The organism is Polaribacter sejongensis (genome assembly GCF_038024065.1).
Classification (GTDB): Bacteria; Bacteroidota; Bacteroidia; order Flavobacteriales; family Flavobacteriaceae; genus Polaribacter; species Polaribacter sejongensis.
In genome coordinates this window covers 2,519,305-2,532,417 of the sequence record NZ_CP150667.1, presented here as the reverse complement: position 1 = coordinate 2,532,417, position 13,113 = coordinate 2,519,305, and the positions used below count along the sequence as shown (strand labels likewise).

Sequence of the window (13,113 nt, the reverse complement as noted above, 5' to 3'; positions counted from 1 at the left end):
ATAATATGAGCACAAAAATAGCTTACGTACCAAACAAAGTTAAAGATATTTCTCTAGCAGCTTGGGGAAGAAAAGAAATTTTATTGGCAGAGGCAGAAATGCCAGGTTTAATGTCTTTAAGAGAAGAATACAAAAACGAGCAACCTTTAAAAGGAGCTAGAATTGCAGGTTGTTTACACATGACAATTCAAACAGCAGTTTTAATAGAAACTTTACAAGCTTTAGGTGCAGAAGTAACTTGGAGTTCTTGTAATATTTTTTCTACACAAGACCAAGCAGCAGCAGCAATTGCAGAAGCAGGTACAGCAGTTTATGCTTGGAAAGGTTTAACTGAAGAAGAATTTGACTGGTGTATAGAGCAAACTTTATTCTTTGGTGAAGATAGAAAACCATTAAACATGATTTTAGATGATGGTGGAGATTTAACGAACATGGTTTTGGATCGTTACCCAGAATTAGCTGCAGGAATCAACGGTTTATCAGAAGAAACTACAACGGGAGTTCACAGACTGTACGAAAGAGTAAAAGCGGGAACTTTACCAATGCCAGCAATTAACGTAAACGATTCTGTTACAAAGTCTAAATTTGATAACAAATATGGTTGTAAAGAATCTGCAGTAGATGCAATTCGTAGAGCAACAGATATTATGTTAGCAGGTAAAAGAGTAACTGTTTGTGGTTATGGAGATGTAGGTAAAGGTACAGCAGCATCATTTAAAGGAGCAGGTTCTATTGTAACTGTTACAGAAATCGATCCTATCTGTGCTTTACAAGCTGCAATGGACGGTTTTGAAGTTAAGAAATTAGAAACTGTTGTTGGTAATTCTGATATCGTTATTACAACTACAGGAAATAAAGATATTATTCAAGGTCGTCATTTCGAAGCAATGAAAGACAAGGTTATTGTATGTAACATTGGGCACTTTGATAATGAAATTGACATGGCTTGGTTAAACAAAAACCATGGTAATACAAAAGATACGATCAAACCTCAGGTTGATAAATACAACATCAACGGAAACGATATTATTTTATTAGCAGAAGGACGTTTAGTAAACTTAGGTTGTGCTACAGGTCACCCAAGTTTTGTAATGAGTAACTCATTTACAAACCAAACTTTAGCGCAAATTGAATTATGGAAAAACGCTGATGCTTACGGAAACGAAGTATACATGTTACCAAAATATCTAGATGAAAAAGTAGCAAAATTACACTTAGCAAAAATCGGTGTTGAATTAACTGAATTACGCGAAGAGCAAGCATCTTATATTGGTGTAACTGTAGACGGTCCTTATAAACCAGAACACTATAGATACTAGTAATTAGTAACTAAAAAGTAAAACTGTCATTTCGAAATTAGCCTTTTTAGGTAATTGAGAAATTTCATATAAACAAAACCCTTTCATTAATTTGAGAGGGTTTTTCTTTTTTCTGTCATTCCAAAATGAGCCTTTTTAGGTGATTGAGGAATCTCATATAAAGTCGTAATCCTTTTTTCTCTTTCTTTCATATCTTTACAACTTAAAATAATCACCTTGAAGAAAAAACAAATACTATCCATCATAGCCATTATCATACTAGTAGTTGTTTTAGGTTCTGAAGAGCTTTTAGATGCTAAAAAAGAAAAAAGTATCATAGAAAACGGTAAAACACTAAAATCAACTAGCAGTCAATATTTTCTACCAACAAGTACCACTAATCAAGTGGTGCATCATCAAAATTATTCATTGTCCTATAGCGAGAAACATGAACAAGCAGAATGGGTTGCGTATGAGTTAAAAGCATCCGATTTAAGCAGTACAAATTACAAAAGACCTTATTTTGAAATAGACAATGCCGTAAAAACCAAAGCTGCACATTGGCGGAATTATAAAAAGTCTGGTTACGATAAAGGGCATTTATGTCCGGCAGCAGACAGACGTTTTACCAAAGCAGCGCACGATGAAACCTTTTTAACGAGTAATATTAGTCCGCAAGAACACAAATTTAACGCAGGCGTTTGGAATCGTTTAGAACAGAAAGTACGTTATTGGGCAAAGAAAAATGATGGTGTTTTTGTAATTACAGGTGGTGTTTTAGAAAACAATTTAAAAACGATTGGAAGTGAATCTGTTTCTGTTCCGAATCAGTTTTATAAAGTAATTTTAGACAAAACAAATGGTAAAATTAAAATGTTGGCTTTTTTAATGCCTCATATAGAATCAAAATTGCCTTTGTATAAATTTGTAGTTTCGGTAGATGAAATAGAAGCCTTAACTGGTATCGATTTCTTTGCTGAATTAGATGATACTATAGAAGAAGAATTAGAAAGTTCTAGCAGTTATAAGAACTGGAGTTTTTAATAGAAAAAGTAATCAAAATCTTTTCAGACTTTAAAGCAAGGTTCTTAGTAATCAAAGGTGGTTTTCCTTATTTTAATCTTATTTTTGTGACCTTATAATCTAAACAGTACAAGTACTTTTTTATGAAAAGCTCAAAGGCAATTTTTTATATGATTTTTAGTGTCATTGCATTTTCACTAATGAATACAGTTGTAAAATATTTAAATGATTTTAGTGCCTATCAAATTGTGTTTTTTAGATCTATTGGTACGTTGTTTTTTACAGTGCCATTAATTTTAAAAGCTAAGATTCCTATTCTGGGTAACAATAAAAAACTGTTGTTTATTAGAGGGCTTGCAGGAGTAATTTCCTTAACAACTTTTTTTCAGGCTTTAAATTATTTAGCAATTGGCACGGCAGTTTCATTAAGATATACTTCTCCTATTTTTGCTGCTATTTTAGCACTTATTTTCTTAAAAGAAAAAATAAAACCAGTTCAATGGTTTTTATTTTTATTATCATTTGCAGGAGTATTAATTATTAAAGGATTTGGTGTAGATGTAAATTCTATAGGAATACTTTTTGTTCTTTTATCCGCAATTTCTTTAGGTGTTATTTTTGTGGTAATTCGTAAAATAGGAGACACGGAAAACCCATTAGTAATTATCAATTATTTTATGGTAATGGCTTTTGTTTTTGGAGGTATTATGTCTATCAATAACTGGAAAAACCCTACTTCATTAGAATGGTTACTGTTATTAAGTTTAGGTGTTTTTGGCTATGTTGGCCAGATATATATGACCAAAGCATTGCAATCTCACGAAACAAATGTAATTGCTCCTTTAAAATATTTAGAAGTCGTTTTTATGATTGCTATAGGAGCTTTCTGGTTTGGAGAAATCTATAATTTATGGACAATATTAGGAGTCTTTTTAATTATGTTTGGGTTGATATATAATATCTATTTAAGGAGGAAAAGAAGTTAATATTTTATCCCAACCAACCATCTCTGTCTAAACTTCTATATTGTATGGCCTCAGCAATATGATCTGGAGAAATATCTTTAGAAGCTGCTAAATCAGATATTGTTCTAGACACTTTTAAAATTCGGTCATACGCTCTCGCGGAAAGGTTTAGTTTTTCCATAGCTGTTTTAAGCAACGTCAAACTTTCTTCGGATAATTTACAAAATTCACGAATCTGTTTTACGCTCATTTGCGCGTTATAGTGTACGTTTTCAAAATCTGTAAAACGCTCAGATTGAATTTCTCTAGATGCGGTAACGCGTTTTCTAATTTCTACGGATGATTCTCCTTTCCGTTCTTCAGACAGTTTTGCAAAAGGAACAGGTGTTACTTCTATATGGATATCTATTCTGTCTAATAAAGGTCCGGATATTTTGCTGAGATAACGTTGCATTTCTTGTGGAGAAGAGGTCATCGGGCTGTTTGGGTCATTAAAAAAACCACTCGGACTCGGATTCATACTCGCAACCAGCATAAAACTACTAGGGTAGGTAACAGTGAATTTTGCACGAGAAATAGTGACTTCTCTGTCTTCTAGGGGTTGACGCATAACTTCCAACACATCTCTTTTAAATTCTGGTAATTCATCTAAAAATAAAACGCCGTTATGAGACAATGAAATTTCTCCTGGACGAGGGTATTGTCCGCCGCCGACTAAAGCGACGTTCGAAATTGTGTGATGAGGGCTTCTAAAAGGACGTTGGTATAGCAAACCTTCCTTTTTAATTTTACCTACTACAGAATGAATTTTTGTAGTCTCTAACGCTTCATGTAGCGTCATTGGAGGTAAAATAGACGGCAATCTTTTTGCTAACATGGTTTTTCCAGATCCTGGAGGGCCAATTAAAATAATATTATGTCCGCCTGCAGCGGCAATTTCCATACAACGTTTAATAGATTCTTGTCCTTTTACATCAGAAAAATCGAATTCTGGGAAATCGATATTTTTATAAAACTCCGCTCTTGTATCTACAATTGTAGGTTCAATTTTTTCATCACCATTAAAATGATTGATAACCTCTAAAATATTTTCTACCCCTAAAACTTCTAAATCATCTACAATGGCAGCTTCTTTCGCGTTTTCCTTCGGAAGAATTAAATATTTATAACCTTCTTCTCTTGCTTTTATTGCAATAGGTAAAGCACCTCGTATGGGTTGTAAACTTCCGTCTAAAGAAAGTTCTCCCATAATAATGTATTCATCAATATGATCAGATTTTATTTGACTAGAAGCCGCTAAAATTCCAACAGCTAAAGTTAAATCATAAGAGGCACCTTCTTTTCTAATATCGGCAGGCGCCATGTTAATGATAATTTTCTTTCCTGGAAGTTTGTAGCTATTGTTGTTGAGTGCAGCAGAAATTCGATATGAACTTTCTCGAACGGCATTGTCAGGTAAACCGACCAAATGGTATCCAATACCTTTATCAATATTTACTTCTACGGTAATTGTGGTTGCCTCAATACCGAAGACGGCAGAGCCATAGACTTTTACAAGCATTCTTTTTCTTTTTTCTAAAGATAAAGAAAATTAATTAAGGTTTGGTTGCTTAAAATTAATAGGATCCCATCTTGTAGGGTCGTGTTTTTGTAAAAAGCCTTTTAATAAGTTTTCATCTCTATAACTTTTATAGTCGTCATAGATAAACTTAGTGGCTTTTGTAGTAAGGTTTTCAGTAGAAATTAAAAATTGGTTATCATCAATTTCTTCAAAAGAAACCGTTGAAAATTTATATCGTTTTTTAAAATTTAAGTCCTTGTTAATGGAAGAATAAGAAGGAGTGTCATCAGCTGTAAGCTGAAAAGAAGAGGTGTAAATACTAACTGGAATAAAATTATTGTTCGTAGTTTGTTGTTGTGAAAAACAAAAACTACCAACAAATAAAGTTAAAAGTAAGAAATTGTATTTTTTCATAGTACGTAATTTTACTTTATAAAAATACTACTTTAATATCACAAAAAAAAATGCACTCATAAGTTGAGTGCATTTTAAATATAAATTATTTTTTGATACTATTTTAAGCAGAGTTTCTACTTGCATTAATATTTCCAAATAAAGAACGCATTACCATTTTTTCATATACTTCAATTTCTTCTGCGCTTCCGCCAGTTTTTTGAAGTTCTTGAATTTTCTTTAAAGCAAATTGTTGAATTGTTAATAAAGGTAATACAATTTGTTCTCTAATTTCTATAGATGCTTTTCCTACAGGGAAACTTTCCATTAATTCAGATTCTCCTGTAAGCTTTAAAAGTAGTCTTTTAGTGGTTTCGTACTCTGTAAATATTAGTGTCCAAAATTCACCAAACTCTTCATCATCTGCCATATAAGAAGTTAAACCAAAGAAAGATTTGGTTAAACTCATCATACTGTTTTCTAACAAAGTTCTAAAGAAATCTGAAGCGTGATAAAATTCTTTTACTTCTTCAAATCTACCAGCATCTTCGTATTTTTTAAGTGCAGTACCCACTCCAAAGAAACCTGGTACGTTTTGTTTTAACTGACTCCAGCTTCCAACAAAAGGGATTGCTCTTAATGCAGAAAAGTCAAGTTTGTCAGAGCCACCACGTTTACTTGGTCTACTTCCAATATTGGTTTTTGCATAATATTTTAACGTACTCATTTTTTCTAAATACGGTAAAAATTTATCGTGATTTTTAAAGTCTACATACGTTTGATAACTTGTGGCAGCCATGTCGTTTATTAATTCTCTATGGCTATCATTTAATTGATCTTTGGTAAAAACATCATTTTTAATACCAGAACTTAATAATTGTTCTAGATTGTATTGAGATGAGTTTAAGGTACCAAAGTTAGAACTAATCGTTTGTCCTTGTATGGTTAATTGTATTTCTTTATCCTCTATTGTTGGGCCTAAAGAAGCATAAAACTGGTGCGTTTTTCCTCCTCCACGTGCTGGTGGTCCACCACGTCCGTCAAAGAAAATTACTTCAATATCAAATTCTCTAGAGATTCTTGTTAAAGCTTCTTTTGCTTTAAAAATACCCCAGTTAGCCATTAAGTAACCACCATCTTTTGTACCATCAGAAAAACCTAACATAATAGTTTGTTTGTTTTTTCTTTTTGCAACATGGTGTCTATAAACTTTATTGGTGTATAAAGTTCTCATTACTTCTTCTGCATTTTCTAAATCATCTACCGTTTCAAAAAGCGGAATTACATCTACTGGTAATTCGTTTTCAAAACCACATAAGTTTAGCATTGCAAAAGTTTGCATTACGTGTAAAGCACTTTGGTTGTTACTAATAATGTAACGGTTTGCTCCACGTTCTCCGTTTCTTTGTTGAATTTCTTTTAAAGCATAAATAGACTCTATGGTTTTAACAGAAGTTTCGTCTGTTAAAATACTTGGGTCAATACTTCCTTTTACAACAGATAAAACTTCAACTTGTTCTTCTTCTGAAAGTCTTAAATAGTTTTCTGGGAATGTGGTATCTCCTGTTTTAAGTAAATCTTCTACAATTTGTGTAAATGCTTGGTGATGCACTCTACTGTCTTGTCTAATATCTAAAGTTGCAAAGTGGAAACCGAAAATTCTAACTTTATTGATAACGTCATTCAATTCTTCTACAAATAAAGATTGATGATCATTTACAATAATTTCTCTTGCAGCATATAGTTCTTCTAATAAGATTTTTTGAGAAAAATTAACTTTTGTATAACTTCTTACAACATGCTTATAAAGTCTCTTTTCTAGCTTTGCAAAAATTTCCTGAACACCATCAAACGTATAACGTCTTTTTAAACGTCTTATGTCTCTATAGTAATTTCTTAAAATTGTTTGACGTAGTCTTTCTGCAACATCTAAAGTTATTTTAGTAGTTACAAATGGATTTCCATCTCTATCTCCACCTGGCCAAAAACCAAGTTCAATAATTTCATTTTCTATCGGTTCACCATCATAAATATGATGTTGGATGTAGTTGTAGATCTTAGGAACAGAGTGATAAAAAACATGCTCTAAATACCAAATTAAACTTACGGCTTCATCAAAAGGAGAAGGCTTTTCTTTTTTATAGAAAGGCGTTTTCCCTAATTGAGCTAATAATTTTCTAATTAGTAATAAATCATCATTTTGAATCGCTTTGTCTAAATCTGTAATGATACCTAAAACAGACCCTGGGTAAAATTGTGTTGGGTGTGCTGTTAATACAATACGTACTTTAAAGTCTTCTAAATGCTTTTTTAATTCGTCTTTTTTATTACTTAATAGCGCTAGCTCTTTAGAGTTTCTTAGGGTACCAAAACCATCCATATTATTTACAATAGGATATGCAGCATCTTCTACAGCATCAAATAAAACTACTTGACGTTCTATAAATTGAATAAAACGAAAAAGTAAATCTGATTTTTCTTTTTCTGAAGGTTCGTCTTGGTATTTATCAAAAAAGTGCTCTACAATTTCTGTAGGATTTTTTTCTAATTTAAAACCTTTGTTACAAACTTTATGTAAAAGAGGTAATAAAACCCCAGTATCGTCTATGGTGTCAAAAGGTAGCGTTGAAAAAATACTGTTGTAAATCTGATATTTAGACAGTACGTTTTCATTAAATCTATCTAGCTTAGGTAAATTGTTCATTTTCTTATGATTTTACGGGATTAAAATTACGAAAAAGGGAAATGATTAAACCTACTTTTTAATGAATAATCATGTTTTTATTTGCGAAAACGATATAAATTACATTCCTTTTTCGTGAATTCATTATTTTCTGTAACTTATTGGATAATTTTGTTTTTATAAGATTAAAAATAGTTTGCATAAATCTTTATGCTCGTAAGTTTTCTATAAAAGAAGTTGTCTAAAAAGTATTTTTGTCAATCTGAATTAATTTCAAATTCTTATGAAGGTTGAATTTCAGTAAGAAGAGATCTTGAAACCAGATCAGTATCAAAACATTTAGTCCTTTTTAGACAATTTCTTAAGTTTTTTTAAGAATCTTAAGGCTTATAATTCAAAAGACTGCAGTGTTTCAACTAATTTTTCATCAGACGGTCTTGGAGCATTCGCATTCACAATATTTCCCTGTGGGTCTATTAATATAAAACGAGGAATTCCTTTTATCATATATTCTTCAACAAATTTAGATTCCCAATTATTGTCAGCAAATAATTGTATTCCTTTTAATTCTTTATCTACAATCATTTTTTTCCATTTTTCATGGTCTTTCGTTTTATCGATAGAAATACTTATAAATTCAATGTTTTTACCATGATACTCTTTTTCTAATTTCTTTAAAGAAGGAATCTCAGCAATACAAGGTCCGCACCAGGTAGCCCAAATATCTAAATACAAATATTTTCCTTTTAAGTCATCTAAAGATGTGGTTCCACCTGCGTTATTTTCATAATCTACAAATTTTGGAGAAATACTTCCTTTAGCCAAAGCCTTCAATTTATTGTAGGCAGTTGTAATTGTTTTGTTGTTTTCTTCGTCAGTAGAATTGTTCGCAAAAAGGGTGTAAAACTCATCTAAATTGTCTGTGTAGGTTATTCCGTCTTTAGCGGTGTCAAATAATAATTTATTTTTTATTTGATTGCTTTCAACTTTTGCTGTCAATGTTAAATAGGCAATGTCATTGGCTATGGAATCTTTTTCAGCTAATTCTGTTGCGTTGATTGCTATTGAGTTACTTACAATATTTCTATATCCTTCAGAGAATAGAAAATCATTTTCATTTTCTAAATCGATATTTTTTAATTCATCTAAGAAATTTTCTGAAGTTTTAAAACTTCTATCTTTAGAATAATATCCATGATAAGGAGCGTAATTGTTTAAAATAGACAAATAGTTGTAATGGATGTTTTTAAGTTCGTTTTGTTTAAAGTCTTCCGGAATATCAGATGCTTTAGATAAAAGCCCTTCTTCTGCAGTTTTTATTTTTAATATGTGTGTTTTAAAATCTGCTTCATCTTTTAAAAACATTTCTTTTTGATCTCCAGTTGCAGTTTTTGTAACTAATACTTTATCAGATAGGTATTTGTTAATAGCGCTATAGCTACCGGTTAACTGTAAAGTAGAATCTTTTTTTGTTGCATCATATTCAATTTTTAGATTGCTTCCTTTTGGAAGATACAATTCAGTAGAATTTTTACCTTGACGCAGTGCGTACAAATCTGTGGTTATTTTTAAAGTATCTCTAAAGGTACCATCCTCTGCAATGGTTATATCAGCAATTTTATTCTTTGTAAATTGGTTATATATTATTGCTGTTTTAGAATCTGTATTTTCAATTTTACCAGAAATAATAGCGTAATCTATATTTTTTTCGATTTCTGGTTTACAAGATAGTATTGTTGTAAAAGCAATTAATAGTAGTAGTTTTTTCATAATTCTATTGGTTTAATTTTATATTGAAATTTTTAAAAGTTCATCTGTAGCTTCGTTTTTGTTAAAACGATTGTCTTTTCTAGATCCAATAATCCAAATAATGGCATTGTCATTATTGCAGAGTAGCCAAGTATTTTGTTTTTGTAAAAGCGAAAATTTTTCGTCTTTAAAATACTTGCTTAATTTCTTTTTTCCTGTCATTCCAGATGGATAAAAGAAATCTCCATCTTGCCATCTTCTAAGTTTTAACGGGAATTTTAGAAGCTGTTTATCGACATAAATAGTTTGTTTATTTTCTATTGATTTTTCTTGTACTTCTTCAATTTTTAAATGGATAGGTGCTGTAATTATGGTCGTATTTTCGTCTATCTCAATTGTTATTTTGGGTACAGCAGAGAAAACTTTTTTAGAAAGTAATAAAAAACTTCTATCTTTTAATAAAGTATGTGTTTTAGAGATAATTTGTTTTCCAGATTGGGCAGAAAGTAGATCAGCAACATCGTCCCATTCTGTAAAATTATAGTCTTTTAAAAGCTGATATAAATAAGCCTTCGGATTCGATAATTTTTCGATTTTAGAAATATCTATTTTAGAAATACTATTTTCTGATGCGATGGCTTCTGATGATATTTCACCAATTTTATCTTCAATGATTTGCTGACTTTCCTTTAAATGTGCCGTTGTTTTTTCAAAAGTTTCTAGCAAACTAGGGTTAATTCCTTTTAAAACGGGAAGAATTTGATGTCTAATTTTATTTCTGATATATTTTGTAGATGCATTGCTTTTGTCTTCTCGCCAAGCAATATTATTTTCTTTTACAAAAGCTAAAATTTCTTCTCTAGAAAATTTTAAAAGCGGACGCACAATATTTCCATTAATTTCCGGAATTCCGGTTAAGCCATCTAAACCGGCACCACGCGTTAAATTAATTAGAAAAGTTTCTAAGTTATCATCTGCATGATGTGCTGTTAAAATATAATCGAATTGGTGTTTTTCTATGAGTTCATTAAACCAATCATAACGGAGATTTCTTGCTGCAATTTGTGTAGATTGTTTGTTTTCTTTGGCAAATTCTGTTGTATTAAAATGAATTGTAAAAACTTCGGTATTTAGATTTTTACCTAAGGTTTTTACAAACTCTTCGTCTATATCACACTCAATTGGTCTTAAATTAAAGTTGCAATGTGCAAGAGAAATATTAAATTTTAAGGCTGATAAAAGATGTGCTAAAACCACAGAATCTACTCCGCCAGAAATGGCGATTAATAACTTTTTATCCTTTAAAAAAGGAAGATTTTTGTGAATGTGGTTCTCTAGTTTTTTTAGCATTATACCTCAAAAATAACAATTTTAAATGTGATAGTGTTGTTTAATTTGAAGAGTATTGTATATCGTCTTTTGTATTCAATTTCCCATCTCCTCCTAAAGAAGTCAATTGGTAATTTTGTCCATCTTTAGATGGGATATATACAAAAGTAGATTTCCAATAATCCGTTGTTAAATTGCTTCTTAACGGGTTGTTTCTAATAATGTCTTTTAATGCTGATGGAAATTTTCCAAATTGTTTCTTTTCTGCTTCTAAAAGTTTAGAAATTTCCAGCATTCTTTTTGTAGTTCTCTTTTTATTCTCATTTTTAAAAAAGAAGAATGAAAATAGGAAGATAATAGGAGTAATAATGATAAAGAAAATCAACAACGGTTTTGTCATTGGATGCCACACAATACTTTTTGGGAGGTTATTTTCTTTTTCATACTTCCTTCTTTTTTTTGTTTTAAACCAATGTTTGATGTCTAAGTAGGTATCTAAAATACATCCTATAAAATCAAACATTTTATTGTTTGTTTAACCAAGCACGAATCTCTTTTCTGATAGAAACTTCTGGTTTTGGCAACGGAATAGTTCTACCAAATTGTTTACTTCTGTTAAATTTAGAAAAGGTAATTTTTAAATCTTTCCATTCCTTTGGGTATAACTTTAAAAACATGTTAAACATATTTTGTTCTGTTGGTTTTTCGTCTAAACTGTCTAAGGTTTTTTTAAAAAGTTCTTCTTGATTTGGTATCATCATGTAAATTTAAATAAAATTATTGATTGTCTTTTATTGCTTTATAAAACACTTGCTGCAGCTTTGGTCTTATATTTAGATTGTATATATTTCTATGGTTTCTATTGGGATACACTCTATTTGATAAGAATATAAAAACTAAGTTATTTGTTGGATCTGCCCAAACAAAAGTTCCTGTAAAACCACTATGTCCAAAACTCTCTGGACTCACTTCTGGCGCAGGATACGCCTCTTTTATAGATAATGTAGCATTGTCTATTAAGGGTTTGTCAAAACCTAAACCTCTTCTGTTTTCGTTTTCTGGATATTGAATTTTAGTAAACTCTCGTACCGTGTTTTCAGAAATATATCTTTTTCCGCCATAGATTCCGTAATTGGCATACATCTGCATAATTTTTGCCAAATCTAATGAAGTACCAAACAAACCTGCATTACCCGAAACTCCACCTAAAAGAGCGGCGTTTTCATCATGAACCCAGTTTTTTGTAAGTCCTTTTCTAAAAAGGCTATCGACTTCTGTTGGCACAATTAAATTATTAAAGTTTTTAGATTTTGGTCTGTAACCTAAAGTGGTTGCTTCTAATTGACCATAAAAATTATCATGCAGATATTCTGTGTAATTTTTATTGGTAATTTGACTGATCAAATCAGGATAAATTAAAAAGCTTAATCCGGAATATTTATATTTTTTTACATCAGAAACTTTAGATCTGTTAATGTGTCTAAAGACTTTATTTTTAAATCGATTCTTAATATAAAGTCCGTCGTAAGCTTCATTTTTAAACCTTCTGCTTGCCTTACTTTTTATAAAACGCGATTTTATTTTACCATCTTTCTTTAAAACTTCATTTAAGAAAATAATATAAGGATTTAATCCTGCTTGATGCGCTAAAATTTCCCTAACGGTAAGTTCTTTCTTGTCTTTTCTTTTTTTCCAAGGTTTCCAATATGTGCTAAAAGGACTGTCTAAATCTAGTTTTCCTTCAGAATGAAGTTTCATTAATGCAGGTAAAGGTCCTGTGATTTTTGTTACAGAAGCTAAATCATAAATGTCATTTAAACTTACTGCCTGAATGCTATCATAGGTATGAAAACCATAGGCTTTATTAAAAATAATTTTACTGTCTTTTACCACTAAAATTTGGGCACCAGGAAATGCTTCTTGCTGTATGCCAACATTCATAATAGAATCTACCTTGGTATAAATGTAAAGTGAGTCCATACCCACTTCAGAAGGATTTCCGTAAGTGATTTTTTCATTTTGAGCGATCGAAAAATGTGAGAAAAATAAGAACCCAATTAGCAGTAAAGTAGCTGTTTTTTTAAATGTTGTCATATTTATTGATAATTATTT

11 protein-coding genes are annotated in these 13,113 nt (G+C 30.9%); 3 read left to right on the top strand and 8 right to left on the bottom strand.

Annotated features, from left to right (window positions below; translation table 11 throughout):
- Positions 1 to 5 precede the first annotated feature (5 nt).
- The 3 genes from ahcY (at position 6) to WHD08_RS10520 (ending at position 3,307) form a co-directional block, all read left to right on the top strand.
- Positions 6 to 1,319 (top strand): adenosylhomocysteinase, encoded by a 1,314-nt coding sequence (gene ahcY, locus WHD08_RS10530; protein ID WP_208890875.1) that lies wholly within the window; start codon positions 6 to 8, stop codon positions 1,317 to 1,319.
- A gap of 216 nt (positions 1,320 to 1,535) precedes the next feature.
- Positions 1,536 to 2,342 (top strand): DNA/RNA non-specific endonuclease, encoded by an 807-nt coding sequence (locus tag WHD08_RS10525; RefSeq protein WP_208890876.1) that lies wholly within the window; start codon positions 1,536 to 1,538, stop codon positions 2,340 to 2,342.
- Positions 2,343 to 2,464: 122 nt separating this feature from the next.
- On the top strand, positions 2,465 to 3,307 hold the full coding sequence (locus WHD08_RS10520) for a DMT family transporter (RefSeq protein WP_302849289.1): 843 nt from the start codon (positions 2,465 to 2,467) through the stop codon (positions 3,305 to 3,307).
- A 4-nt stretch (positions 3,308 to 3,311) separates the two neighbouring features.
- On the opposite strand, the gene WHD08_RS10515 is transcribed toward WHD08_RS10520, so the two are convergent.
- The 8 genes from WHD08_RS10515 to WHD08_RS10480 all read right to left on the bottom strand — a co-directional run bounded on the left by WHD08_RS10515 (position 3,312) and on the right by WHD08_RS10480 (position 13,095).
- Complete coding sequence (locus WHD08_RS10515; protein ID WP_208890877.1) at positions 3,312 to 4,847, bottom strand: YifB family Mg chelatase-like AAA ATPase; 1,536 nt, start codon at positions 4,845 to 4,847, stop codon at positions 3,312 to 3,314.
- Positions 4,848 to 4,877: 30 nt separating this feature from the next.
- Positions 4,878 to 5,261 (bottom strand): hypothetical protein, encoded by a 384-nt coding sequence (locus WHD08_RS10510; protein ID WP_208890878.1) that lies wholly within the window; start codon positions 5,259 to 5,261, stop codon positions 4,878 to 4,880.
- Positions 5,262 to 5,364: 103 nt separating this feature from the next.
- Positions 5,365 to 7,944 carry a phosphoenolpyruvate carboxylase gene (locus tag WHD08_RS10505; protein ID WP_208890879.1) on the bottom strand — a complete coding sequence of 860 codons (2,580 nt, stop codon included), beginning with the start codon at positions 7,942 to 7,944 and terminating at the stop codon, positions 5,365 to 5,367.
- A 366-nt stretch (positions 7,945 to 8,310) separates the two neighbouring features.
- Positions 8,311 to 9,693, bottom strand: a complete 1,383-nt coding sequence (locus WHD08_RS10500) for a TlpA family protein disulfide reductase (RefSeq protein WP_208890880.1) — start codon at positions 9,691 to 9,693, stop codon at positions 8,311 to 8,313.
- 18 nt (positions 9,694 to 9,711) lie between these two features.
- On the bottom strand, positions 9,712 to 11,022 hold the full coding sequence (gene tilS / locus WHD08_RS10495; RefSeq protein ID WP_208890881.1) for a tRNA lysidine(34) synthetase TilS: 1,311 nt from the start codon (positions 11,020 to 11,022) through the stop codon (positions 9,712 to 9,714).
- A gap of 40 nt (positions 11,023 to 11,062) precedes the next feature.
- On the bottom strand, positions 11,063 to 11,524 hold the full coding sequence (locus WHD08_RS10490) for a hypothetical protein (protein ID WP_208890882.1): 462 nt from the start codon (positions 11,522 to 11,524) through the stop codon (positions 11,063 to 11,065).
- A 1-nt stretch (position 11,525) separates the two neighbouring features.
- Positions 11,526 to 11,759, bottom strand: a complete 234-nt coding sequence (locus WHD08_RS10485; protein WP_208890883.1) for a hypothetical protein — start codon at positions 11,757 to 11,759, stop codon at positions 11,526 to 11,528.
- 19 nt (positions 11,760 to 11,778) lie between these two features.
- Positions 11,779 to 13,095 (bottom strand): serine hydrolase domain-containing protein, encoded by a 1,317-nt coding sequence (locus WHD08_RS10480; RefSeq protein ID WP_208890884.1) that lies wholly within the window; start codon positions 13,093 to 13,095, stop codon positions 11,779 to 11,781.
- Positions 13,096 to 13,113 lie beyond the last annotated feature (18 nt).

Excerpts from the sequence above, each read along its gene's own strand:
- WHD08_RS10505 (WP_208890879.1), bottom strand. The coding sequence starts at position 7,944 with ATGAACAATTTACCTAAGCTAGATAGATTTAATGAAAACGTACTGTCT.
- WHD08_RS10485 (WP_208890883.1), bottom strand. The coding sequence starts at position 11,759 with ATGATACCAAATCAAGAAGAACTTTTTAAAAAAACCTTAGACAGTTTA.
- WHD08_RS10490 (WP_208890882.1), bottom strand. The coding sequence starts at position 11,524 with ATGTTTGATTTTATAGGATGTATTTTAGATACCTACTTAGACATCAAA.
- ahcY (WP_208890875.1), top strand. The coding sequence starts at position 6 with ATGAGCACAAAAATAGCTTACGTACCAAACAAAGTTAAAGATATTTCT.
- WHD08_RS10520 (WP_302849289.1), top strand. The coding sequence starts at position 2,465 with ATGAAAAGCTCAAAGGCAATTTTTTATATGATTTTTAGTGTCATTGCA.
- WHD08_RS10500 (WP_208890880.1), bottom strand. The coding sequence starts at position 9,693 with ATGAAAAAACTACTACTATTAATTGCTTTTACAACAATACTATCTTGT.
- tilS (WP_208890881.1), bottom strand. The coding sequence starts at position 11,022 with ATGCTAAAAAAACTAGAGAACCACATTCACAAAAATCTTCCTTTTTTA.
- WHD08_RS10480 (WP_208890884.1), bottom strand. The coding sequence starts at position 13,095 with ATGACAACATTTAAAAAAACAGCTACTTTACTGCTAATTGGGTTCTTA.
- WHD08_RS10510 (WP_208890878.1), bottom strand. The coding sequence starts at position 5,261 with ATGAAAAAATACAATTTCTTACTTTTAACTTTATTTGTTGGTAGTTTT.
- WHD08_RS10515 (WP_208890877.1), bottom strand. The coding sequence starts at position 4,847 with ATGCTTGTAAAAGTCTATGGCTCTGCCGTCTTCGGTATTGAGGCAACC.